The following is a 24,814-nucleotide window of genomic DNA, read 5'->3' on the forward strand; positions in this document are numbered from 1 at the left end:
TCCCAGCAAGGTGTCGTTGCCGGCTCCGCCGTTGAGGGTGTCATTACCCACCCCACCGGTGATGACGTTGTTCAACGCGTTGCCGGTGCCGACAAAGTTGCCGACTCCGAGGTAGAGCAGATGCTCGACATTGGCGCCCAGTGTGTAACTGGCCAGCGTGGTCTGTACGGAATCCTGCCCCTCACCCGTCAACTCGAGCACCACGTCCCCGATTGAATCGACGCGGTAGGTATCGTTGCCGGTTCCGCCCAGCATCTGGTCATTACCCGCACCGCCATTGAGGAAGTCGTTGCCCGCGTCACCATTGAGGATATCGTTGCCGCCCAAGGCATTCAGGATATCGTTGCCATCACCTCCGCTGGCCACGTCGTCGCCTGCCGTACCGTTCCATATGTCGGCACCGGCGGTACCGACAAACACATCACTGACCACTGTCGTTGCGGCAGAAGTCACGCGTTCAAGCGTGCCCAGGTCATCGGTGTAACTCGCGACGACACGCAGTTGCTGACCAACCTGCGCCTGGTCGGGCGTGAAGGTCGTGCCGGTCGCACCGGCGATGTCGGCAAAGATCGCACCGCTCCCCACCTGCCACTGATGGCTGATCACCGAGGTCGTGGTCCCGTTGGCGTCGGTGAACGCATCCGTTGCGGTCAAGGCCGAGCCTTCCGCCGGAGTCGTATCGCTGATCAGCACCGTTCCGACCGGCAGGACATTGACGGTGCCGGTGCCGGCAGGTGTGATCGGTGCGGTCGGCGCCGAGAACACCTCCTCCAGCACGCCATTGGCGTCCTTGTAGACCGCCCTGACGCGCAGCGCCAGCCCGGCTGCCACGACGAGTTCCGGTATGGCCGGCACGGCACCAATGAGGGTCGCCGGTGGTGGCACCCTGAGTTCCGAGCCCACCGTGACAGTCGTGCCCTCTGCGCGCGCGACCTCTCCGGCGGCAAAGAACGTGATGTCTTCGAAGACGCCCGAGCCCGGGCGCGCCTCGAACTGCCAGAAGAAACTGATGGGCCCGGCGATCGCGCCTCCGGTCGCGGTATTGTCGGCATCCGTGATGTCTGCCGCCGAGACCGTCAGCACCTGGCCGACGGCGGGCGTGGGATCGTCGATCCTCAGCGAACCGACGGGCTCCGAGTTCAAACCGCCGAGCACGACCGCTTGATCGGAGAACTGCAACCGCTCGATATTGCTGAGGGTGTCGGTCCCATCCCTGCCAGCGACATTATCGGTGACCGTCACGGTGCCGTTGACGTTGTTGACCACGGTGTAATCCGCCAGATTGCCGGAGAACAACGCCGTGTCGAAGTCGGGACCGGCCGCCGTCAGGATTTCACGGACGATCTGGAGCTGGCCAGGGTTGTAGGTGCCGTTCATCATGAGCGGAACCAGCGGTGTCAAGCTGTCGAAGCTGGCGATTTCCGGCCCGGTGCCATCGATGTTCTGCCGCACACTGATGCGCACGTTGAGCCACTTGTCGCCGTCAATGAGGTCATCGCCGCCACGGCCCGCGATGACGTCGCTGCCATCGCCACCCAGGATGATGTTGCCCCCGTCGAACTTATCGTCGGCTGTACCGGCGATGCCATCCGCGCCGTTGCCGGCGCTGCCAACGAGGTCCCGCAGACCGCTGATGAGGTCGAAGTTGGTGAGCACGCTGCCCTTGGCGCCGGCGATGGCGAGCAAATCGGCAGTGGAGTCATCGCCGCCGAGGAAATCGGCGTGGGACGATCCTGACATTCCTTCCACCAGGTCCAACCGGGCAAGGATCGACGCGGTGGAGCCAGGCACTGCCGGTTGATCGAAGAAGCGCAGCCTGGAGTTCAGGTCCATGGTCACGCCGACCTGATCGTCCTTGTAGGTCGCCCAGTCATAACCCGAGAACCCGATGAAACGGTCCGCCTCGCTGGGGCTGCCGACCATGATGTCATCACCGCCCTCTCCGTCGAAGTTGTCCGGTCCGCCATCGCCCAGGAAGACGTCGTTGCCATTGATCGGATCGTTTCCGAATGGGTCGAAGTTATCGCCGGCAACGCCATCGGCGGATCCACCCTGGATCCAGTCATCGCCTTCGCCACCGCGCGCGAACTCGTTGGCCTTGCTGCCGAGGATAAAGTCGTTGCCCAGGCCGCCGCTGCTGTCGGCCGCGTCTTCGCCGGTAACGATGAAGTCCTGGCCAGCCTGGCCAAGGATCAGGTTGAGGCCATTGCCACCCTGGATGACGTCGTTGCCGTCTTCGCCGTGGATGACGTCGTCGCCGCCCATGTCCGTGATGATGTCGTCACCGGTACCGCCAAATAGCTGGTCGTTGCCGTAGCCGCCATCGATCCGATCGTTACCGGCATCGCCATAGACCGTGTCGTCGTCCGAGTCGCCGGCAATGAGGATGTCGTTGCCGGGCGTACCGCCCAATACGACCGTATCGGCACCGGTGTAGTGCAGGTAGTTGGTATCCGGCCCCGCCGTGGCGGGGTTGTCGCGGATCACCAGTGGCGTGAGGAAGTCAGTGCGTGGTGAGCCAATCGGGTGGTCCGACGGGCCAAACGGATCGGCATTGGCCGGCAGATCGTCGAGGGTGCCGACAATACCGTCGGGACCGGCAATCACACTCGGGTTGTACTGGTTCGCCTGATTGACCTCCAGAGTGTAGGCCGGCGTCAGGAAAACCCTGGCCGAGAGGTGTGTTGCGTCGGTATTGGCCATCACCAGATTGGCGAACGTGTTGTTCTCAAGTTCCGCGCCAAAGTCCATCGAGGCGGTGCGTTCCAGATAATAGAAGCGGTCGCCGTCCTGGAGTTTCTCCATCTGGTTCTCGAAGACGAAGTTGAAAGTCGAGCCGAGCATGCCGCCAAAGGGCATCTTCTCCTCGGCCAGCCCGCCAACCCAGAAGTCGACATCATCCAGACCGGTGATGGTCACATCGTCTGCCGTGTGCAGTACGCCGTCCGCACCAGCGTTGCTGGCCCAGGCACCCGTGCTGTTGAGGAAGTCGACACGGTCGGCGGGTGCGGTCGCGCCGCCGAACACCAGGTCCGCAGCCGCGGCGCGCTTGTCCGCCAGCGTGGTGGCGCCGGTGATGGTCGCGTGCGTGCCGTAGGCGGCGATGAAGTTGACCAGCGATTCCGGATGCTTCATGTGCTGCACGAAATCCGCCCAACTGGTGTAGGGCTTGAGCTCTGCGTCACCGGTGGGCCCATAGAACTCGCGCCGCGCCGCGTTCAGGGACGGAATGCCGGTATCGCGACCGCGCGCCAGGTTGATGGCGGGCAGATCGAGTGGCAGTCCCAGCAGGTTGTTGCGCAGGGCTTCGGTGACGAACTCGTCGATCTCATTGCCCACCTGGCGGGTCACGCCGCGCACGATGGCACCGGCCGCCTCCTCCGGAGTGGCGCCGCTGCTTGCGAACTCGAGCGGGTTGAGGAAGGCCTGGATCAGCCCGATATCGCTCGACGCGAAGTTCGGATCCAGCCGGTCGACCTGCTCCAGCAGCATCGAGTGCCCGAAGCGATAGACGGTGTGTGCGAACTCGGCAACGATGCTCGGATCGATCGCGGTGTCGTACACCTGGCCCGGGGCGAAGAACGGATCGACCATCGGCTGGATGGTGCGCGCGAACTCTTCGAACACCAGGTGCTGGTACTGCATCTCGGTGCCGAACTTCGCGGTCTGGAACAGGCGCTCGCCGTTCCAGTCAAGGGTCGAGGTGTCGGCGGGTACGGCAGTGACAGGCGTCAGCAGCCACTCGTTCAGGAACGACACATCGCCACTTGCCGCTGTCGCCAGGACCACCGCCATGGTGTGATCGACCAGGCGGTTGTGCTCATGGTGGAAGATCGAATGGACGGTGGTCAGGCCGATGTTCTCGTTGACCCGGCCGTCGCCGGCAATGTAGTGCGCGTCCAGCAGTTCGTTGTCGTAGAAGCCCGCCGCAGGTGTACCGCCAACGACATTGTCCGCATCGGGCAGGAGTGCCGCGCCGGTCTGGTCGTCCACCGGCACCGCGGTGTGCGCGATGTCGTTGAGGAAGGCATGGCCGGTGCGCGCGGCGTTGACCAGGCTGATGGGCGCGGCCGGATTGCCTTCAACCAGCACATCATCGGCCGTGCCGGCAATGCCGTCCGCGCCCTTCATTACCACCTGCGGAAAACCGTTCGGACCCTTGATGAAATTGCCGTAGGCGTCAGTCGCCAGCAATGGCACGTTGTCGAAATCGGCATCGGTGAGATTGATGCCGAGCAGATCATGGGCTTGCGCCTTGACCACCTTCCAGGTGGCCATGCCACCGATCCCGACGTCGTCGGCCGTACCGAACACGCCATCGGCGCCCAGATCACGATTTTCGATCAACTTGCCGGTGGCCACCGGATCGCCCGCTGCGTTGAGCTCATAGGCACGCAGGAACACCTGGTGTGAAGGATGCGAGCTGTACGTCTGGTTCTGGTCGACAAACGGCGAGGTGGTGTTGGTGTTCTCGTGGATGTCATCGGCCGTGCCCAGGATGCCGTCGGGGCCGGGCTGATTGGTCGCGCGCGTCAGCACCATGAAGTTGGTCGGGCTACCGGGCACGAACAGCGGGTCATCCGGCTGCAGCGGAACGAACACAGTGCCCGACCCACCCTTGGTGACGAGGTCCAGGCCATGATCGAAGAACTGGCCGAAGAACGTCATCCATTGGTTGAAGGGTGCGGTCAGGCCCGCGTCGGGGCTCACGTTCGGGTCGAAGAAAGTCTGGAACGTCGTGCCGTCAGTACGGGTTCCGGTCACCACCTGCGCACCGGCCTTGAGGACATCGTCAGCAGTGCCGAGGACACCATCAAGACCCGGATCGAAGGTGGCCGCGACCGCCGCCGGGTTGTTGGCGGTCTGGTCGACGATCAGGTTGCTGATGGTGCGCGGCTGCGAGTCGATTACCAGGCCACTGGTCTGGGTGTAGCTGGTGCCGGCATCGGCCGGGCGGAAGTCCGGTGTGGTCAGGCGCGGGAATACGTTATCGGCGGCACCGAACTCGGGATGGAGCAGGTTGTTTTCCGTCCCTTCGACGGTACGCAATCCGAACGGCATCCGGATATTGGGGAGCAACGAGTTCAGGTTCTCGCCGGCCGCGTGGTGTTCCGCCAGCTTGATCTGGTCAAGGATGAACGCCAGGTCGGCTTGCGTGTAGCGCACACCATTGCTGGGAGCCGTGGTCTGTGGATCGATCAGCGAAGGCGCCGCTGCAGGGGCCGGCGCCCCGGCCACTACGGCCGTGGTCGGTGCCGAGAATACCTGCTCGGTCACGCCATGATCGTCCGCATAGATGCCTTTGACGCGAATTGCCAGGCCGGCAAGATCCGACGTCACCGTGAACGTGGGCGCGTCCGCCCTCACAAATCCGATACCGATGCGGCCTGGCCCGAGGATGATGTCCTCGAAGACGCCCGAGCCCGGTGCGGCTTCAAACTGCCATACGTAACTGATGGAATTGTGGATCGCCCCGCCTGCGTTGTCGCCATCGGTGAGGCCTGCCGCCGACACGGTCAGTATCTGGCCAACGGTCGGTGCAGTGTTATCCACCGTCAGCGCCCCCACCGGCTCAGCGTTGAGCCCGGGCACGAGGACCATGGACTGATCGGAGAACTGCAGCCGTTCGATGTGGGTGAGACGGTCGGTTTCTTCCTTGCCGACATTGTCGGTCACGGTAACGATGTCGTCGGTGAAATCGAGCGCAGTGCCGTTATCGTTGACGGTGACTGAGTAGTTCGCCAGCGGGCCCATGAAATTGACGGTGTCGAAGCCGCCCACGCCTGGCAGGATCTCACGCACGGCGACGAGCTGGCCGGGATTGTAGGTGCCGTTCAGCATGAGCGGGATCATCGGCGTCATGCTGTCGAAGCTGGCGATCTCCGGCCCGGAGCCATCCACGTTCTGACGCACGCTGATGCGCACGTTGAGCCAACTGTCGCCGTCGATGAGGTCGCTGCCGCCACGGCCTTCGATGATGTCGCTGCCATCGCCGCCGAGGATGATGTTACCCGCGCCGAACTGATCGTCGGCCGTCCCCCCGATACCGTCGGCACCGAAACCGGCGCTGCCAACGAAAGCCCGCAGGCCGCTGACGAGATCGAAGTTGGTGAGGATGCTGCCCCTGGCCGTGACGTTGGCGATGATGGCCGCGTTTTGTTCATCGCCGCGCAGGAAGTCGGCGAAGGCCGACCCCGACAGGCCCTCCACTTCCGCGAACCGGTCATAGACCGAATCGGGCGATTGCGCCACTGCGCCCACGATATTGCCAGCGGCATCGGGCACCGCGTGATACGGACTGAAGAAGGGAACGACCATGTCGACGGTCACGCCGTACTTGTCGTTCTTGTAGGTGGTCCAGTCGAACCCGGACATGCCGTCCATCTTGTCCTGTGCGTCGCTGGCGACGAAGGTGTCGTCGCCGCCTTCACCAATCATTTCATCGAATCCACCGGTGCCAATGAAGATGTCGTTGCCGGGCACGTCGTCGGACAATGTTGGGCTCGCGTTATCGCCGGGCGCACCGTCCTGGGTGCCGCCCTCGATCCAGTCATCGCCTTCGTTGCCGGTCGGCGCGAGGTTGACCTTGGAGCCGAGGATGAAATCGTCGCCCGCGCCGGCGAACGTCAGGGTGATGTCTTCGGTGGTGATGATGAAATCCTTGCCCGCGCCGCCGTGGACCAGGTTGTTGCCGGCGAGGGTCGAGTTACCGACCTGGATGACGTCGTTGCCGTCCTCGCCGTGGATGACGTCGTCGCCTCCCATGTCCGTGATGATGTCGTCACCGGCGCCGCCAAAGAGGTTGTCGTTACCGTAGCCGCCGTCGATCCGGTCGTTGCCGGCATCGCCATAGACAGTGTCGTCGTCCGAGTCGCCGGCAATGAGGATGTCGTCGCCAGCCGTACCTCCCAGCACGACCGTATCGCCGCCGGTGTAGTGCAGGTAGTTGGTATCCGGGCCCACTGTGTCGGGGTTGTCGCGAATCACCAGCGGCGTGATACGGTCAATCCGTGGTGAACCAATCGGGTGCTCCGACGGGCCAAAGGGGTCGGCGTTGGCTGGCAGATCGTCAACCGTGCCGACGATGCCGTCCGGGCCGGCCACCACGCTCGGGTTGAACTGGTGCGTCGGGTCGACCTCCAGGGTGAAGGCCGGCGTCTGGAATATGTTGGCCGACAGGTGTACTGCGTCGCTGTTGAGCATCACCAGGTTGGCGAACGAATTGTTCTCAAGCTCAGTGCCGAAGTTGAGTCCTGCGGTGCGGGCCAGGTAGTAGAGACGGTCGCCATTCTGCAGGTTTTCCAACTGGGTTTCGAAGACGAAGTTGAAGCTCGAACCCAGCAGGCCGCCAAAGGGCATCTTCTCTTCGGCCAGGCCACCGATCCAGAAGTCGATGGCGTCCAGGCCGGTGATGGTCACGTCGTCGGCGGTGTGCAGAATACCGTCCGCACCGGCGTTGCTGGCCCAGGCGCCGCTACTGTTGAGGAAGTCCAGGCGATCAGCCGGCGCCGTGGCGCTGCCAAGCACGAGATCCGCGGCCGCGGCGCGCTTGTCCGCCAGCGTCGTAGCACTCGTGATGGTTGAATGGGTGCCGTAGGCGGCGATGAAATTGATCAGCGATTCCGGATGCTTCATGTGCTGCACGAAATCGGCCCAGCTCGTGTAGGGGGTCAACTGGCTGTCGCCGGTCATGTGGTAGAACTCGCGCCGCGCCGCGTTCAGCGACGGGATGCCGGTGTCTCGGCCGCGCGCCAGGTTGAGTGCGGCAAGGTCGAGCGGCAGGCCGACCAGATTGTTGCGCACAGCATCAGTGACAAACTCGTCGATCTCGTTGCCGACTTGCCGCGTGACGCCGCGCACGATGGCGCCTGCCGCCTCCTCAGGGGTGGGGCCGCTGGCAGCAAACGCGAGCGGGTTGAGGAAGGCCGCGATCAGGCCGGTCTGTTGATTGCCCGGGTCAACCGGATTGCCGTCGCCAACGACATTGAAGTTGGGGTCGAAACGATCGACCGTCTCCAGCAGCATCGAGTGGCCGAAGCGAAAGACCGTGTGCGCGAACTCGGCGACGATCGCCGGATTGACCGTGGTGTCGTTGCCCATGGGCGCCAGGAAGACGTCCACTTGCGGCTGGATGGTGCGCGCGAACTCCTCGAACACCAGGTGTTGGTACTGCATCTCGGTGCCGAACTTGGCCGCCTGGAACAACCGCTCGCCGTTCCAGTGCAGGGCCGCGATGTCGGCCGGCGTCGCTGGCAGCGCTGTCAGTTGGGCGTCGGGCATCAGCCACTTGTTCAGGAAATCGAGGTCGGCGGAGGCCAGCACCGTATCCTTGGTCTGCTCAACCAGCCGGTTGTGTTCGCTGTGGAAGATGGAATGCACCGTGGTCAGGCCGATGTTCTCGTTGACGCGGCCATCGCCGGCGATGTAGTGCTTGTCGAGCAGCTCGTTGTCGTAGGTGCCGGGTGCTTGCGGGCCGCCAATGACGGTGTCCGCGTCAGCCACCAGCCCCCCGGTCGGATCGGCGCTGTGGGCGATGTCGATCAGGAACTGGTGGCCGGTGCGCACGGCGTTCGTCAGGCTGATTGGCGCGGCCCGATTACCCTCGACGAGCACATCATCGGCCGTACCGGCAATGCCATCCGCGCCCATCATCACGACTTGGGGAAGGCCGTTAGGCCCCCTGATGAAGTTGCCGTAAGCATCGGTTGCCAGCAGCGGAACGTTGAACACATCGGCATCGGTCAAGTTGATGCCGAGCAGATCTCGGGCCTGAGCCTTGACGATTGCCCAGGTGGCCATGCCGCCGATTTCGACGTCATCAGCGGTGCCGAAATGCCCATCGACACCCAGGTCGCGATTGGTGATCAGCTTGCCAGTGGCCACCGGATCGCCAGCGGCGTTGAGCTCATAGGCACGCAGGAACACCTGGTGCGAGGGATGCGAGCTGTAGGTCTGGTTCTGGTCGACAAAGGGAGAAGTGGTGTTGCTCTGCTCGTGGATGTCATCGGCGGTGCCCAGGATGCCGTCGGGGCCAGGCAAATTGGTGGCGCGCGTCAGCACCATGAAGTTGGTCGGGCTGCCCGGCACGAAGAGTGGATCGTCGGGCTGCAGCGCAATGAAGACGGTGCCGCTGCCACCCTTGGTGACAAGGTCCAGTCCATGGTCGAAGAACTGGCCAAAGAAAGTCATCCACTGGTTGAACGGCACGGTCAGGCCTGCGTCCGGCGTGATATTGGGAATCTGGAAAACGGCAACGTCGTCGGCGGTACCGAACAGGCCATCCAGGCCGGGGCTGGTGACCAACTGTGAATCCGGATTGGCCGCTGCGGCCGCGACCGCCGCCGGATTGTTGGCGGTCTGGTCCACGATCAGGTTGCTGATGGTGCGCGGCTGCGAGTCGAAGACGGCACCGCTGGTCTGCAGGTAGGAGGTCGGTGTGGTTCCGCCTGGATCGGTGGGGCCGAAGAAGCCGGCCGGCTGGGCCTGCGCGGTATTGAACACCGGCGTCGTCATGCGTGGAAAGAAATTGTCGGCGGCACCGAACTGGGGATTGGCCAGGTTGTTGTCGATGCCGGAGACGGTGCGCAGACCGAAGGGGACTTCTACGTTCTGCAGCAAGTCAGCCAGACTCGCGCCAGACGCATTCCGTTCAGCGATGAAAATTTGTTCGAGAATGAACTCAAGATCGGACTTGATGAAGCTGGCCATGGCTGTTTCCTCGATGCTTAACCAATCAGGAAACCACACGCATAAAACACGGCTGCAAACGCGTGGTTGAGTGCTGAACCCCATAAATTAAAATCGAAACTTGAACGACGGGACCTGGTACAACGGCCGCACCGAGCCCCTACTGAATTGCGTGCAATCAGCAGAACTCGACTGAGGATCAATTCCCCATGACAACCGTATTTACAGGCTGGTATTACGCCTCAAGGAGGCGATGGCCCATGAACCCAGGTTGAATAGAAGGTGCAACTTACTCGCGGCCCCGTCACGTATCGGGGCTCTATGCATCTGTACATGATGCTCTCTCAGGCATAGGGGGCTTGTCACAGATGCCACACATCCAGAGAACAGAGGCATTGGCCGGAATATGCTCGCGAAGATCGCCATATTCCGGGACTTCCTGAGGGGTGATGGCACGGTTCTGCGTCCATGCGGCTTCGTCAACAAGCCTTTTATCCATGAGAAAACTGGCATCGACTACGAATTGACTAGTATGTATTGGAGACTGGCTCCGCACGCTGGGTAGCGGAGCCAGGAAACCATTGGAACCACAGGTTTGGTTCTGATTGAGTGGAACACCCGCACAGTTGGACTGGAGCGTTTTCTCAACAGAGAATTCAAGTGAAGCGAGTTTGACTTGAATGCCAGGGTGCGAATGGCCGACCACACTATTGGTAATAACCGCCAGCTGTTGTTGCCGGAAATAGCGATTATCCAGATGGATCGAGAATCTTTTTAAACTATTCATCGCGCCTCCCGCCTTCAACCTCAAACGCCAGCTTTACACTCCATTGAAAATGAGTATTGAGGGGCTACCCGGATGTGTACAGAGACAAAAGCCCAATCAAATTCTGAGACCTTGGTCGCAGAATCGGATCAGACCTTGGTCGGATCAGAGGCAGGCCAAACGTCCAGTGGCGGAGGCCCGGGAGGACAGAGCGCCCGTGCGAAATTGCGCCATTTGAGCCGCTCGACCCAGTTCGTAATCTGCGCCGCAATCATTCTGGGCTTGACCATGACGTTCGTTGGAAAGCTCGTAAGCCAGAGTATCGAAGATGCAACGATTCAAACGGCGGCAGAGACGGGCGCGCGTTATATGCAGAACTTTCTCGAACCTTTCGTCCAGGGACTGACCACTGTCAAAGAACTCCCCGATGCAACCATTCAGACCATTGATCACCTGCTGTCCAGCACCTCGTTGAGTACACATGTGGTCTCGGTGAAGATCTGGCTTCCAGACGGCACGATTGTCTACAGCACCGACAAGTCCACGGTGCGGAAAACCTTTCCGACAGAGGAGATCTCACTGGCGCTGACAGGCAAGATCTATACACAACTGGACAATGATTTTGAGGGAGATAATGAGGATGCTTTTGAGCGCAGCCTGAATATTCCGCTTTATGAAATTTTTGCTCCACTGCGCGAAGCCGGTACTGGAAAGATTGTTGCGGTTGGTGAGTTCTACGAAACCGCGGAAGCGTTACAGCGCGAAATCAATAATCTTCGCAAGAAAGTATGGGCGATTGTTGGTGCCGCAACGACGGCCATGCTTTTGTTGTTATTTTTTATCGTTCGGCGTGATGACAAGATAATAAAGCAGCATGAAACAGCACTTGAATGGCGAATGGATGAGCAAGCCAGGTTGCACTCGAACAATGCCGCCCTTCAGCACAAAGTCACTACAGCCAATCACGAATTCTCCAGAATCAATGAACTCACTCTTCGTCGGATCGGGGCCGATCTTCATGATGGTCCTGCCCAGCTGTTGTCACTTATTCTCCTTCGCCTTGAAGAACTCGAAAATTCACAAGGCGCCTCGGATGAGGAAGTTCTCGAAATGATCAGGCGTGCCGGCGAGGATGCTTTAAACGAAGTACGGGAAATATCACTCGACCTGGCACTTCCGGAAGTCACTGACCTGACCCTGCACGATGCGCTGGTATTGCTTGCCGAGCGGCACGAAGAGCGAACCGAGACGCGAGTCGAACTGGAGCTTGATGCTCTTCCAGACGATGTACCGATAGCGCATAAAATTTGTATTTACCGCTTCGCCCAGGAAGCGTTGAACAATGCCTATATTCACGCCGGAGGAAAGGGCCAAAAACTCAGCGCCTCTCACTGCGAAGGGCTACTGGAAGTACAAGTCGAGGATGCGGGAGTGGGAATTCCAACCGAAAAACCGAGTGTGCCTGGTCGAGGTAGAACTCATCTGGGCCTTGTCGGCATGCGCTATCGCGTCGAATCCCTCGGCGGAGTATTCATCATTGAATCGGCGCCCCATGCCGGAACCAAAGCCAGGGCGCAGTTCAAAATCTGATCATCCGAGCCAGAATGATCATTGCACCCAAGTAACCGCAAGCGCTTATCGCCCGTTACTTGTCTTACCACTGTCATTCAAGTCGCGGCGCTGAAGAGCACCACATAAGCCAGGTATATGGTCACTCTCCCAATGCCGTCTCACTGCTGCGACTGCCTGTGTCCGGTTACGAACGCGCAGCTTGTACATGACATTCGTCATGTAGTGCTTGATGGTCTTCTCGCAGAGCTCGAGCTTGATCGCAACCTCGCGGTTAGTCAGGCCCTTCGATACCTCCCGGATAACCTGTTCTTCGCGATGGGTCAGCTCGACCTTTTGCTTGTCAGCCGCGTGCTTTCCGAAATTGCTCAACAGCTTGCTGGCAAGCTTGGGTGTAATGAACGTTTCACCACCGGCAACATTTCTGATGGCTTGTACCAGCTCACGACCGCTTATGCCTTTCAACGCATATCCCTGCGCGCCCGCTTCGAGGGCGCAATAGGCATCCTCGATGGACTCGGACACTGTCAGCATCAAAATTTTAACTGCCGGCGAAGAAGCTGAGATCGCTCGCACGGCAGCAAAGCTATCGCCCGGCATATTTACATCCATCAGCAATACATCCGGAGCAAAACGAGCGGCAATTTCCAGGGCATCATCGGCAGACGCCCCCTGCTCGACCACCTGAAAGTCAGCGACTTTCTTCAGCGCCATTGTGACCCCATCCCTTAACAGCGGGTGATCATCAACGATGCCAATCTTGATCATGGAACTCATAAGAAGCTCCTCTTAAACGGCGATGGCGCTGCAAGGGGGGTCGTGCGTTTCATTTTTCACCCCTCGCGGCATGCCGAACCTGGCAAGACCCGCGGTCTCCATGATGTCCGGGACGTTACGGGTACCCAAGGGGGGGGTGCAACTAATGAGCCACTACCGCAGGGCGAAGAAAAAGCCCAGGTTAATTAATAGGCTGTTTCTGAATGCTTCGGACGAGAGAAAGGCTAAGCGGGGAATATTCCTCAAATCAGGTGGTAAGCCCCCGGTTGGATGGGTGTAATGCCCCATTTATGGAGAGAGTGGAGACTCTATTTCAACGGCCGCTATTAGTAGGGATTACTTGCCCTGAGACGACGTGGACTTAACGAGTCGGGACAGGCAGCGGCGGGCAAAAGGGAACCCTCGGCGGCCCGGTGTCGCTTGGGACTCTTCAAAATGATGCCGTAACAATGGCATCTCTCAATAATAGCCAACGTAGACAGGTTCTCGCCGATAACCCCCCTCCTGGCCAGCGCTATAAGTAGCAAGCTATTTGTTGATGAAAGTCTGAAGTATTCTTTTGAACTTTCAGATTCTTTCAGTGCGCGGCCTGTGCCTAACATCGACTCCACAGCGAACCAGCCTCTTGGCAGCGTGGCGCCGTCGAAGTGCATTTGCAGTAGGCCTTGGGATTTTTGAGGATCACCGATGAAGCTGGAAATTTTCCGCACGCTGTGGGGTTACACCGCCAGCAAGGCCCAGGCGCTCGAGGAGTTGCTGCAAGCGGGCTTTGACGGGATGGAGGCACGCCTGCCACTGGACGCCCGTGAACGGGCCGAGTTTGGCGCCTTTCTCCAGGCCAATCGCCTGGGCTATATCAGCACGGTCTTCACCGCGTACGACGTGCTGCCGGACCAGTCGGCAATCCCTGCCGTCCACCTCAATGATCTCGATCAAAAACTCGCCTGGGCCGCTGAACTCGGCCCGCGCTTCGTCAATGTGCTGGCGGGCAACGATCGCTGGTCCTTGCCACAACAAGTGGAGTTTTTTGGCCAGGCGCTGGATCTGGCGCGCAAGCACGGCCAGGTCTGCAGTTTCGAAACCCACCGCTCGCGGTCGCTGTTCAACCCCTGGGTGACCCTGGAGTTGATCCGGCAACTGCCCGAGCTGTTGTTCACCAGCGACATCAGCCATTGGGTGGTCACCTGCGAGCGCCTGTTGAATGACCCGGCCGATGACCTGAGCGCTTTCATCGAGCGGGTTCACCATATCCAGGCCCGGGTCGGTTATGACCAGGGACCGCAGGTTCCGCACCCGGCGGCTCCGGAATATGCAAGGGAACTGGCCTTCCATCAGCAGCACTGGGAAAGCATCTGGCGCTCGCAGCAAGCCCGCGGTTACCAGGTCAGCACCCTGACCCCGGAGTTCGGCGCCGACGGCTACCTGCATCACCTGCCCTTCACCAATGTCCCGGTCGCCGACCTGTGGTCATTGAATGTGTGGATGGGCCAGACCGAGCGTGAACACTTCGACCGTTTCAGCCATTCAAGCCATCCTTAGGGAGCCGATGCGACATGCCTGACAACAAAAACAACAGCGCAAGCACTGACACTCACAAAGCCAACTTCAATAGCATCCCGGTGGTCAACATCGCCGGCCTGTTCAGCGTTGAACTGGAACACCGCCTGGCCGTCGCCGAACAATTGGGGCGCGCCGCCAGCGAGGTCGGGTTCCTCTACATCACCGATCACGGTATCGACCCGCAACTGATCGCCAACCTGCGCAAGGCGGCCAAGGACTTTTTCGACCAGCCCCTGGACGCCAAGATGCGCCACTACATCGGCACCTCGCAAACCCACAAGGGCTTTGTACCCGAAGGCGAAGAGGTCTATTCCAAGGGCAAGCCAGACCACAAGGAAGCCTTCGACGTCGGCTTCGAAGTCCCGGCCGATGACCCGCTGGTGCTGGCCAACACCCCATTGCTGGGGCCCAACGACTGGCCACGGCTGCAAGGTTTCAAGGCCTCGGTGCAGGCCTACTATGAAGCCATCTTCGCCCTGGGCCGGCGACTGTTCGGTGGCTTCGCCCTGACCCTGGGCCTGGAAGAAAACTATTTCGACAGCCTGGTGACCCGTCCACCGTCCAAGCTGCGCCTGATCCACTACCCCTTCGACGGTGCAGCCCATGACGCACCGGGTCTTGGCGCCCATACTGACTACGAGTGTTTCACCATCCTTTTGGCCGACAAACCGGGCCTTGAGGTGATGAACAATCTTGGCCAATGGATCGATGCCCCACCGATTGCCGATGCCTTTGTCGTCAACATCGGCGACATGCTGGAAGTGATGACGGCAGGCGCTTTCGTTGCCACCGCGCACCGGGTACGCAGCGTGAAGGAGGAGCGTTATTCCTTTCCGCTGTTTTATGCCTGCGACTATCACACCCAGATCAGACCGCTGCCCGGGTTCGCCCAGGCAGGCAACGACTACGAAGAAATCACCATCGGCGAACACATGTATGGCCAGGCGCTGCAGACCTATCAATATCTGCGCCAGAGGGTGGCCAACGGGGACGTTCAACTGCCAGGCAAGGCACGAAAGCCCGCCAGTTTCGGACATTTGAAAAATCAGGCCCAACCGTCCTGATTGAAGTTTTCAGCTAATCCCCTACCTACGCCGGAGTCAGCACATCATGAAAAACAACAAGAAAAACCTTTTGAGCCTGGCTGTATTGGCAGCCGGTATGTTCGGTGCCTCGGTGAGCATGGCCGCGGCAGATACGTTCAAGGTCGGCATGGAGATCACCTACCCGCCCTTCGAGTCCTATGACAAGGACAAAAACGTGGTGGGCTCCGACCCCGAACTGGCAACGTCACTGGCCAAGCACATGAACGCCAAGGTGGAGTTCGTCGACACCAAGTTCCCGAGCCTGATCCTGGGCCTGAACTCAGGCAAGTACGACGCGATCATTTCCGGCATGTACATCACACCGGAGCGCCAGACCCAGGCCCAGACCATCGCCTATGCCAACACCGGTGCCGCGGTCATGGTGCCCAAGGGCAGCGAGATCAATGCGAAGAAGCCTGAAGACCTGTGCGGCCTGAAACTGGGCCTGGAACAGGGCACCACCTGGGTGAAGGAATTCAAGAAGCTCTCTGACGAATACTGCGTGCCGAACAACAAAGGCGCGATCACCGTCAGCGAGTACCCTTCGGCACCCGAAGTGACCCAGGCCCTGCTGTCTAAAAACATCCAGGCCCAGGTTGAAATCGCCGGCGCGGCAAAAATGATCGCGGAAAAGACCAACGGCCGGGTAGTGATCACCACCGAGCATCCGATTTATCAACAAACCCTGGGCATCTTCGTCAAGAAAGGTAACGACGAAACCTTCCAGGCCGTGCAAAAGGCCTTCGAGGAGAGCAAAAAGAGCGGTGAATACGCGGCAATTCTCCAGAAATATGGCCTGGAAGAACCGACTGCCAACTAAGAACCTGTCCTTGTAGTCTGGTCATCTGCCTCCCCTGCTCCGGGGCGGCAGATCGAGGTGCCCCATGCAATTCGATTGGTCGTATTTCTTATCCCTGTTCTCCCTGCCGGACTTCTGGAAGGCCTGCGTCACAGTGGTCCAGCTCAGTGCCCTGGCCTGGTTCATCGGCATGCTGCTGGGTTTTGTCCTGGCCACGGCCAAGCTGTCCCAGTCGCCCTTGCTGCGCATTCCCGCCGCGGTCTACATCTGGTTCTTCCGCAGCATCCCGTTGCTGGTGCTGGTGGTCTTCGTCTACAACCTGCCGCAATTGTTTCCCGGCAGCGGACCGATTCTGTCCAACCCCTTCTACGCAGGGTTGCTGGCCCTGGTGGTCACTGAAGCGGCGTACATGGCGGAAATCCATCGTGGTGGCCTGATCTCCGTGGCCAAGGGCCAGAAGGAAGCCGGGCGCGCGCTGGGTGTCGGCCTGCTCGGCATGCAACGCCTGATCGTGATCCCCCAGGCTTTCCGCATTTCGCTGCCCACGCTGATCAATGAATACATCACAGTGGTCAAGCTGACCTCGCTGGTCTCGGTCATCTCCCTGACCGAAATCCTCACGGTCGGCCAACGCCTCTATGCCACCAACTTCCTGGTCATGGAAACCCTGGCGGCGGTAGGCGTGTATTACGTGTTGATCGTCACCGTGTTCGGTTATTTCCTGCAGCGCCTGGAGCGCTACCTGGACCTGAACTTCCGCAAGCCGCACACGCTCGACGCGGCCACCATCGCCAGGTTCAAGGCCAGCGCCGAAGCCTTGCCCGACACTGCGCGCAAAGCCGCCGGCAACAACGCGACGCCCATCCTGCAACTGAAGAACATCCAGAAGAGCTATGGCACCCACCAGGTGCTGATGGGTATCGACCTGAATGTCGAATACGGCCAGGTGGTCTCGATCATCGGGCCATCCGGCTCCGGCAAGACTTCGCTGATCCGCACCGTCAACGGCCTGGAAAGCATCGATACCGGCGACATCCTGCTGTTCGGCGAAAAATTCATCGAAGCGTCGGACAAACCCAACAGCACCCGCCTGCGCAAAGGCGTGCGGCACATCGGCATGGTGTTCCAGAACTTCAACCTGTTCCCGCACCGCACCATTCTCGACAACGTCACCCTGGCACCGCGTTACCACGGTCAGCCGGGCGAGCTGAGTGAACATCGTGCCTATGCGCTACTGGACAAGGTCGGCCTGCTGGCCCATGCCCACAAGTACCCGCACCAGCTCTCCGGCGGGCAGCAACAGCGCGTGGCGATCGCTCGAGCCCTGGCGATGGAACCGCAGATCATGCTGTTCGACGAGCCGACCTCAGCCCTCGACCCGGAACTGGTCAACGACGTGCTGAACGTGATCCGCGACCTGGCCAAAGAAGGCATGACCATGCTGATCGTGACCCACGAAATGGACTTTGCCATGTCGATATCCGACCGGGTCGTGTTCATGGAGAACGGTAATATCCAACTGGATGCCGCACCGCAAACCATACGATGCGAAGCCGAAGGAGAACGCGTGCGACGCTTCATGGGCATCAGTACCCGATCGCCGAACCTGTCCGCAACGCTGGATCATGCATGAACAGGCAACCGCTTTCTTCGAACTTCCTTCTGTCAGGAAAACGTACATGAATCTGGGAATAGCAGGACGCTGGGCACTGGTATGCGCCGCCAGCAAAGGTCTGGGAAAAGCCTGTGCACAGGCTCTCGTCAACGAAGGCGTGAACGTGGTGATCACCGCACGGGGCGAACAGGCGCTGAATGAAACAGCCCGTCAGCTCAGGGCGATAAACCCTGAAGTGACGGTCATCGCCGTCGCTGGAGACATTTCGACGCCCGAGGGTCGGGCGGCAGCGCTCAAGGCCCACGGGCATTTCGATATCCTGATCAACAATGCCGGGGGCCCTCCCCCCGGGGATTTCCGCGAATGGAATCGCGACATCTGGCTCAAGGCGCTGGATGCCAACATGCTGACGCCTATCGAGTTGATCAAGGCAACGGTCGACGGTATGGCGGCACGTGGATTTGGTCGAATCATCAACATCACCTCGAGTGCCGTGAAGTCCCCTATCGAAAGCCTGGGCCTGTCCAATGGTGCGCGCAGTGGCCTGACTGGGTTTGTCGCAGGGCTTGCCCGGCAAGAAAACATTGCCAGTCGCAATGTGACGATCAACAACCTGCAACCAGGCTCGTTCGACACCGATCGACTGCGTGACAACCTGGTCGCGGCGGCCCAGGAGTCGGGGCAGGACAGTGAGGTGTTCCTTGACCAATGCCGTAGCGAAATTCCCGCCAAACGCTTCGGTTCAGCCGAGGAGTTCGGTGCCCTCTGTGCCTTCGTCTGCAGCAGCCATGCGGGCTACCTGACCGGGCAGAACCTGTTGATTGATGGTGGGGCTGTTCGCTCTAGCCAATAATGGGCAAGGGCTATGTGGGTGTACCCGGGCGATCAGGCTTGAGTTCGCGGCCTCGCCCGGGTGAGCTTTGCTGATCAGGGCTTGCGCGCAATGATCACCTGACTTTTCGCCACCACCGCATCCAGCGCCTGCTTGATCTGTGCCCCCCGTGGCGAAGCCAGGATCGCCTGCCAGGTATCCGCCCAGTGGTTGAGCAACGGATGGTCCGGGTTGCTGAAATCGACCTTGGCTTCCCAGAACAACAGCATCCACATCGACCAGTAGAACCCGTACTGGCTGTGGCTGATCACTTCCAGGCCGGCATCGCTGACCATGGCCTTGAACTGCGCTTCGCTGATGATGCGGATGTGATTGGGCTTCTGGAAATACTCGGCCGCCGCGATATCTTTCTGCAGGTCTTCGGAGCTGGGGTGCGGGACGCTCAGCAGATACAGCGCGCCCGGTTTACCGACGCGCACCAGCTCAGCGAGGAACTGCGCCGGATCGTCCACGTGCTCGATGACTTCGGTGGACACCACCCGCGTGGCGGTCCCATCGGCAATCGGCAGCGGGTTGCAGTCGGTGACGTGGCATTCGACGTCGCGGGCCGGTGTATCGCTAAGGCGCAGGCGGGTCGCTTCGACCTTGGCCGCGTCGATATCAGCGATGATGATCTTCGCCCCGCGCATCCCGCAGAAATGCACGTTGCCGCCGTCGCCGCAGCCAACATCGAGCAGCGTGTCCTCGGGGGTCACCGGGAAACCGGTGAACAGTTCGCCAGTCTGCTGATTGAACCAGCCGCTGAGCATCGCGTCGTGCAGGCCGAGCATGTAGGGATCGACCTTCTCCGCCACTGGCGCCGCGGGCGGTGCCTCTGGCTGCACAGGCGCGGGCGTGCCCGCCGTGAGTTTCTTCAAAAGGCTCAGCATGAGGTGGCTCCAGAGGATGGGACGGCTGTTCGGGAGGTGCCCAGGCGTTTGACCAGCGAGGCGCCGCGGTTGCGCATGGGCATTTCAATGAAGCGATAGTTGAGTTCGCTCAGCAGCACGATCAGGCTGCCAGCCATCAGCAACATCAGAATCGGATGGCCAGCCGGACTGGGCAGCCCGGCAGCCTGTAACCGGAAAATGAACTCACGAACCAGCAAGTAGGCCGGGATATGGATCAGGTAAATCCCGTAGGAGCGACTGCCGACCCAGGTCATCAGGTTCTTGAACATTCCCTTGGGCATCAGGTAATCACGGTTGTAGGACGCGATCCACACCAGCAGCGCACACAACAGCGCAATCACACCGATCCGGTAATGGGTAAAGGTGAAACGGTCCGTTGCCATGAAACCGAGCACCAGTGCAACGCCAAGCAATGCCGACAAGCCGGCCCAGGGGCGACGCAGGAAAGTCGGCTCCCAGCGCCGATATGAAGGCTGCACGCTCCACATCGCCAACAGCACGCCAAGGGCCAGCGCGTCGGTGCGCACCACCATCAGGATCGGCGTGCGCAAGGTCAACAATTGCACAGCCACCAGCGCCAGCAACGCCCACACCAGGTGCTTGCGAAACAGCACGATCATCAGTGGAAACAGCAGGTAGAACTGCTCTTCCAGCGACAGGCTCCAGTACACGAAACTGGTGCCGTACTCGTAGCGATAAAAACTGTCGGCAAAGCGGAAGTTGGCGTACTGGGCGATGCCGGCCAGCGTCGCCTGAATGTTCGCGTGCAGGGTACCGAACGCGCCGGAGCGGTTGAGGAAAAGGCATGCCAGCAACATCAGCGCCAGCCACAGCCAGGCCGACGGCAGCAATCGAAAGGCCCGGCGCAACCAGAAATTGCGCGTCTGTTGCCAATACTCTTGACCCGTGGTGCAACGGCGCAAGGCCGGGATCAGGCTGCGGGCAATGACGAAGCCCGAGATCGCAAAAAACAGATCCACGCCCCACCACGGCTGGCTGTACAACGTGATGGCCTGGAACAACGGCACAGCCGCCGCGAACAGGCTGTCCTGCAGGTGATGAAACAGCACGCCAAGCACCGCTATGCCGCGCAGCAACTCGATGTCCATGATCCGTTTTTCGTTGCTCATGCGCCCTCCTGGACATGGGGTTTGCGGGCGATGATGACCTGGCTCTTGGGCATGAACCGGTCCAGCATCTGCTTGATCGCCAACCCGTCGGGCTGGGCCAGCAAGTCCTGCCAGGTTTTCGCCCAGCTCTCCATCAGCGGCGGATAAGGCGCCTGAATCCGGTCGCGAACCGCGCCACCCAGTTCACGCCCGGCAGCCCGCTCGCTGGCCCAGAAAAAAATCATGCCCATGACCCAGAAAAACCCGGTGGCTTGACGATGCTCGATGACCAGGCCCGCGTCTTCCACCAGCGCGGCGAATCGCTCGGGGCTGAAAATCTGCACGTGATTGGGCGATTGAAAATAGCTGGCAGGGGCAATGCCTTTCTGCAGATGCTCGCCCACCGGGGACGGTACGCTCAGCAGGTACAGTGCACCGGGGCGACCCATGCGCACGAGTTCGGCCATGAAGGGTTCTGGCTGGTCGATGTGTTCGAGCACTTCCATGCACACGACTTTGCTCGCGCAACCATCGGCCAGAGGCAGCGGCAGGCTGTTGCTGACCAGACCGAGATTCGCTTTATCCGACTGCGCGTCCACTTGCCGCGCCAGGTCGCGGACCTTGTCGTGCTCACTGTCGGTGAAGATCACCGACGCGCCTTGACGCACCGCAAACAAGGTCGCAACCCCTTCGCCACAACCGACATCCAGCAAAGTGTCGTCGGCGGTAATGGCAAAGCCTTTGAGCAATTCGCCGCTGTCGCCCGAAAACCAGCCGTCATGCATTGCATCATGCAAGCCCACGTCTCTTGGCGACACACGGGATTGCTCGACCGGCGACGGCGCGGGCCGTGGCTCGGGTTTCGTCTCTGCAAAGAAACGTCTGACCCATGCGCGAATCATGCCTCAGGGGTTTCCACGGCACGGTTCTCGAACAGGCGCTCAAAAAATACGCCAAGCCGTTGCCCGGCAGTGGCCTGACTGCAGAACTTACTGAGGCTGGCCACTGCGTGCGCGGACATCTGTGCATAACGCCCGGGATCCCCCTTGGCCACGTCATAGCTTGATTGGTAAGCCCTGCACAACGACGCCCAATTGGTGACGTAGCGCAAGGTGCGAAACGCCCTGCGCGGGTCATGAGGCCAGGCCGTCAGCTCATCGGTGGAGTCAATCAGGAATGCATTATCGGCATCCAGATAATCGAGCATCGCCGTGGTCCGTGGCGCCACCGCCGGTTTGCCACAGGACATGAACTCCATCAGCGGAAGACATTGGCCTTCGCCATAGGACGTGTTGACCACGTAACTCGTGGCTTGCACCAGCTGCTCATAGTCCGCGTCAGCCAGATAGCCGTAAATCAGCACGACCCGGCAGCGGTAAGACTGGTTTTTGTACAAGTGGTGAAGGATATCGGTCAGCGCTTCTTCGGCATCGTGGTGCGTCAGTTTGAGCACCAGCGTTGCGTCGTCCACCTCGCGAAACGTCACGCAAAAGGCACTGAGCATGTCTTCCCAGTTCTTGCGCCCGTCACTTGGGTTGAACACCGAGGTGTAAATCACGCCGTCGAGGACCAACTCGTGCTCACTCGGCGGGGCCTTGAAATCAATACCCGCACCTTGGCGAGTGGCCACGGGGCCGAAGGCTCGCAAGTCGAGTTCGCGGCTGTCTGCCAGTAACCCCTTGAGCGTCAAACGCACCTGACTGGCCAAGGGCTGACGTTGCAAGTGGGCGCCGCGCTCGGAAAAACGGTCCCATACCGGGGCCGGTACCGCGATGACCGGATAGTCGTCGCCCATCGCCTCGCGCACCGCATTCACGGTGTAGCTGGAATGGGTAATCGCCGCACCCGCTGCCCGCAACACCGTGCGCCAGTCATTGAGCGGGTCACCGGCAAAGGGTTCGTTGGGGATGGTGCTGAATTCCCACGCGAACACCGGCAGCGTCGGGCAGGCGAAATTGACCGGCGTGCGATGAGGCGGTGAGAACGACAGGAACACGCACGCTTCACCACGGGACAAACAGTCCATGTACAAGACATCGACTTCGGTCCGCGGGTCGCTGACTTCTACCACTCGCCCCAGCCGCTCCAGCACGGGTCGGTACTCCTTGAGCACGAAGTAATAGCTGTACTCCGAGCGGCCAAGGTTCTGGGCAATGGTGTGCTGGTTGGTTTCCGAATGAATGATGATCAGCATGAGGCGGTATCCGTCACGGTTGCTGTCGGCAAAGCCTGTGGCGCCAGCCCGAAAAAATCCGCCATGCGTTTCTGCACCGGAGCGAAAGCGCAGTAATCGTGCATGCGCTCGACGGCGGCGAGGGACATGCGCTGATACTCCAGCGGTTGCTCCTTGGCCAGGCGGTAGCTGTTTTCGTAAGCGGTTTTCAGCGAACCCCAATCCGGCCGGTAACGCAGGGTGCGGTAGATGATGCGAGAGTCCTGCGGCCAGATGGTCAGCTCCTCGCTGGACTTGACCACAAACGCCACACGTTCATCGATGTAGTCCTCCATGGCCGTGTGATCCGGGGCAATCACCGGTTTACCACTGGCCATGAACTCCATCAGCGGCAGGCACAGCCCTTCGCAGCGCGAGGCATTGACGTAGTAACTGGCGGCCTCGTACAACCGGGCATATTGCGGGTCGTCCAGGTAGCCGTGCATGACCACCACCCGACAGGCGAACGGAGAAAGCTGCGCGAGCAACGTCATCAGTTCGTCGTGGTAGGACGACAGATCGCTTTGGGTAATCTTCAGCACCAGTGTCGCATCAGGCGTTTCGCGGAACGCCCAGCAGAATGCAGTGATCAGTTGATGCCAATTCTTGCGACCGTCACGCGGGTTGAACACGGTGACATACACCACACCGTCAACCTGTGTTTCGACCAGGGCTGTGGTATCCGGCCACTGTCGCGGTTCTGGCTCGGGGACTGCCATCGTCTGCGGGCCGGCGATGGCCGGCAACCAGCCAGCGAGACGCTCATGGGCGGCTTGCGACAACAAGTCGCGAATCCCTTCCCAGTACCACTGGCTTAGAAAATGCGTGCGATGCACCGGGATCGGCAGCGATTTACCTTTGTCCAGGCGCCACATATGCAGGTAATGGCGGGCAATCACCAAGCGGCGCTTGAGTGTCAGCGGCGGTGGCTTCAATGCCTCCAGTTCAGCCTCGAGCGCCGCCAGTTCCTCGGCGGTCGGCACGACGGGAATCAGTGCATCGGCGCTCAGCCCGAGTGTGCGCGTATCGAAGATGCAACCCTTGATGTCCAGGGTCGAGCCGGCGCAGATCGGGACGCTGGTGTGGCGACTACGAATGTCGGCGAAGTTTTCCCACAACGGCGTCGGCAACACCAGTACCGGGAAGTCTTCGCCCATGGCCCGACGAATCGCCCGGGCGGTATGGCTGGAGAGCGTGATCACCCGGCCCTGCCGCGCCAGCATTTGCGTCCAGTCCTGGCGCGGGTCGTTATCCCATTGTTCATCGGGAATCGAATCAAACTCCCAGGCCACCACGCAAATCGTCGGGCACTCAAGGTCGTTCGGGGTTTTCTGCGGCGGCGTAAACGACAGGAACAGACTGTCTTCGTCAGCGGCCAATAATTGTTTGTAGAGCGGATCGACCTCGGCGGTAGAGGACACCACATGCACTCGCCCCAGGCTTTCGAGCACAGGGCGATAGGCCTTGAGCACGAAGTAGTAACTGTACTCGGGACGGCCGAGACTCTGGCTGATGGAGCTGTCGTTGACGTCGGAGTAAAGAATGAAATTCATGGCATCCCACGGTGAGGCCGCCATCCCGGCAGCCTCACGCTATGACGGGGAGGATACGGTTCGAGTCAGTGTTTACTGGCGCTCGCCCATCGTCTTGCTGCCCGTCTTCGTTCTTGTTTTAGTGGTCAGTTTCTCGCAGTTTCGAAGCGACGCTGCCGAACCCCGGATAATCGTGACGAGGGGCATTCTAACCACATCCGTTGAGGATTCGTGAACCGCCCGACGAGAATAAATCAGGCTACGCTGACGAGAACTGGCCAGTCACTATTGGACTTGTTGAAATTGCCGAGCAAATGGCAC

The 24,814-nt window shown here is 60.3% G+C and carries 14 protein-coding genes; 6 read left to right on the forward strand and 8 right to left on the reverse strand.

Going from position 1 to position 24,814, the window contains the following annotated elements; translation table 11 throughout:
* Both ACM6G4_RS12080 and ACM6G4_RS12085 read right to left on the reverse strand, forming a co-directional pair.
* On the reverse strand, positions 1 to 9,708 hold a 9,708-nt coding region (locus ACM6G4_RS12080; RefSeq protein ID WP_414913765.1), incomplete at its 3' end, for a peroxidase family protein.
* A 298-nt stretch (positions 9,709 to 10,006) separates the two neighbouring features.
* Positions 10,007 to 10,474 (reverse strand): hypothetical protein, encoded by a 468-nt coding sequence (locus ACM6G4_RS12085; protein ID WP_414913766.1) that lies wholly within the window; start codon positions 10,472 to 10,474, stop codon positions 10,007 to 10,009.
* Between the two features lie 72 nt (positions 10,475 to 10,546).
* Between ACM6G4_RS12085 and ACM6G4_RS12090 the strand changes: the two genes are divergently transcribed.
* Entirely contained in the window at positions 10,547 to 12,043 is a 1,497-nt protein-coding gene (locus ACM6G4_RS12090) for a sensor histidine kinase (RefSeq protein ID WP_414913767.1), read from the forward strand.
* A 45-nt stretch (positions 12,044 to 12,088) separates the two neighbouring features.
* Here ACM6G4_RS12090 and ACM6G4_RS12095 read toward each other — a convergent pair whose 3' ends face one another.
* Positions 12,089 to 12,799 carry a response regulator gene (locus tag ACM6G4_RS12095; RefSeq protein WP_056722700.1) on the reverse strand — a complete coding sequence of 237 codons (711 nt, stop codon included), beginning with the start codon at positions 12,797 to 12,799 and terminating at the stop codon, positions 12,089 to 12,091.
* 687 nt (positions 12,800 to 13,486) lie between these two features.
* Between ACM6G4_RS12095 and ACM6G4_RS12100 the strand changes: the two genes are divergently transcribed.
* From ACM6G4_RS12100 to ACM6G4_RS12120, 5 genes are all read left to right on the forward strand, one after another.
* Positions 13,487 to 14,338 carry a sugar phosphate isomerase/epimerase family protein gene (locus ACM6G4_RS12100; RefSeq protein ID WP_414913768.1) on the forward strand — a complete coding sequence of 284 codons (852 nt, stop codon included), beginning with the start codon at positions 13,487 to 13,489 and terminating at the stop codon, positions 14,336 to 14,338.
* Between the two features lie 14 nt (positions 14,339 to 14,352).
* Positions 14,353 to 15,423 (forward strand): isopenicillin N synthase family dioxygenase, encoded by a 1,071-nt coding sequence (locus ACM6G4_RS12105; RefSeq protein ID WP_056722704.1) that lies wholly within the window; start codon positions 14,353 to 14,355, stop codon positions 15,421 to 15,423.
* A gap of 46 nt (positions 15,424 to 15,469) precedes the next feature.
* A complete protein-coding gene (locus ACM6G4_RS12110; RefSeq protein WP_409079202.1) occupies positions 15,470 to 16,264 on the forward strand; it encodes an ABC transporter substrate-binding protein in 795 nt (264 codons plus the stop codon).
* A gap of 64 nt (positions 16,265 to 16,328) precedes the next feature.
* Entirely contained in the window at positions 16,329 to 17,876 is a 1,548-nt protein-coding gene (locus tag ACM6G4_RS12115; protein WP_056722708.1) for an amino acid ABC transporter permease/ATP-binding protein, read from the forward strand.
* Positions 17,877 to 17,922: 46 nt separating this feature from the next.
* Entirely contained in the window at positions 17,923 to 18,711 is a 789-nt protein-coding gene (locus ACM6G4_RS12120) for an SDR family oxidoreductase (protein WP_414913769.1), read from the forward strand.
* Between the two features lie 74 nt (positions 18,712 to 18,785).
* On the opposite strand, the gene ACM6G4_RS12125 is transcribed toward ACM6G4_RS12120, so the two are convergent.
* From ACM6G4_RS12125 to ACM6G4_RS12145, 5 genes are read right to left on the reverse strand one after another with little or no spacing between them, the layout of a single operon-like run.
* A complete protein-coding gene (locus ACM6G4_RS12125) occupies positions 18,786 to 19,619 on the reverse strand; it encodes a class I SAM-dependent methyltransferase (protein WP_056722712.1) in 834 nt (277 codons plus the stop codon).
* A complete protein-coding gene (locus ACM6G4_RS12130) occupies positions 19,613 to 20,770 on the reverse strand; it encodes an acyltransferase family protein (RefSeq protein ID WP_056722714.1) in 1,158 nt (385 codons plus the stop codon). The genes ACM6G4_RS12125 and ACM6G4_RS12130 overlap by 7 nt, the downstream gene beginning before the upstream one ends.
* A complete protein-coding gene (locus ACM6G4_RS12135; protein ID WP_056722716.1) occupies positions 20,767 to 21,651 on the reverse strand; it encodes a class I SAM-dependent methyltransferase in 885 nt (294 codons plus the stop codon). Before ACM6G4_RS12135 ends, ACM6G4_RS12130 begins: the two co-directional genes overlap by 4 nt.
* Complete coding sequence (locus tag ACM6G4_RS12140) at positions 21,648 to 22,943, reverse strand: glycosyltransferase (RefSeq protein WP_414913770.1); 1,296 nt, start codon at positions 22,941 to 22,943, stop codon at positions 21,648 to 21,650. The genes ACM6G4_RS12135 and ACM6G4_RS12140 overlap by 4 nt, the downstream gene beginning before the upstream one ends.
* Positions 22,937 to 24,514 carry a glycosyltransferase gene (locus ACM6G4_RS12145; RefSeq protein ID WP_414913771.1) on the reverse strand — a complete coding sequence of 526 codons (1,578 nt, stop codon included), beginning with the start codon at positions 24,512 to 24,514 and terminating at the stop codon, positions 22,937 to 22,939. Before ACM6G4_RS12145 ends, ACM6G4_RS12140 begins: the two co-directional genes overlap by 7 nt.
* Between the last annotated feature and the right edge of the window lie 300 nt (positions 24,515 to 24,814).

Origin of the sequence: Pseudomonas sp. IT-P258 (assembly GCF_949767825.1) — a bacterium.
GTDB lineage: Bacteria > Pseudomonadota > Gammaproteobacteria > Pseudomonadales > Pseudomonadaceae > Aquipseudomonas > Aquipseudomonas monachiensis.

What these genes read in the sequence shown, in the direction of transcription:
- ACM6G4_RS12085 (WP_414913766.1), bottom strand. Translation starts at nt 10,474, where the DNA reads ATGAATAGTTTAAAAAGATTCTCGATCCATCTGGATAATCGCTATTTC.
- ACM6G4_RS12090 (WP_414913767.1), top strand. Translation starts at nt 10,547, where the DNA reads ATGTGTACAGAGACAAAAGCCCAATCAAATTCTGAGACCTTGGTCGCA.
- ACM6G4_RS12095 (WP_056722700.1), bottom strand. Translation starts at nt 12,799, where the DNA reads ATGAGTTCCATGATCAAGATTGGCATCGTTGATGATCACCCGCTGTTA.
- ACM6G4_RS12100 (WP_414913768.1), top strand. Translation starts at nt 13,487, where the DNA reads ATGAAGCTGGAAATTTTCCGCACGCTGTGGGGTTACACCGCCAGCAAG.
- ACM6G4_RS12105 (WP_056722704.1), top strand. Translation starts at nt 14,353, where the DNA reads ATGCCTGACAACAAAAACAACAGCGCAAGCACTGACACTCACAAAGCC.
- ACM6G4_RS12110 (WP_409079202.1), top strand. Translation starts at nt 15,470, where the DNA reads ATGAAAAACAACAAGAAAAACCTTTTGAGCCTGGCTGTATTGGCAGCC.
- ACM6G4_RS12115 (WP_056722708.1), top strand. Translation starts at nt 16,329, where the DNA reads ATGCAATTCGATTGGTCGTATTTCTTATCCCTGTTCTCCCTGCCGGAC.
- ACM6G4_RS12120 (WP_414913769.1), top strand. Translation starts at nt 17,923, where the DNA reads ATGAATCTGGGAATAGCAGGACGCTGGGCACTGGTATGCGCCGCCAGC.
- ACM6G4_RS12125 (WP_056722712.1), bottom strand. Translation starts at nt 19,619, where the DNA reads ATGCTGAGCCTTTTGAAGAAACTCACGGCGGGCACGCCCGCGCCTGTG.
- ACM6G4_RS12130 (WP_056722714.1), bottom strand. Translation starts at nt 20,770, where the DNA reads ATGAGCAACGAAAAACGGATCATGGACATCGAGTTGCTGCGCGGCATA.
- ACM6G4_RS12135 (WP_056722716.1), bottom strand. Translation starts at nt 21,651, where the DNA reads ATGATTCGCGCATGGGTCAGACGTTTCTTTGCAGAGACGAAACCCGAG.
- ACM6G4_RS12140 (WP_414913770.1), bottom strand. Translation starts at nt 22,943, where the DNA reads ATGCTGATCATCATTCATTCGGAAACCAACCAGCACACCATTGCCCAG.
- ACM6G4_RS12145 (WP_414913771.1), bottom strand. Translation starts at nt 24,514, where the DNA reads ATGAATTTCATTCTTTACTCCGACGTCAACGACAGCTCCATCAGCCAG.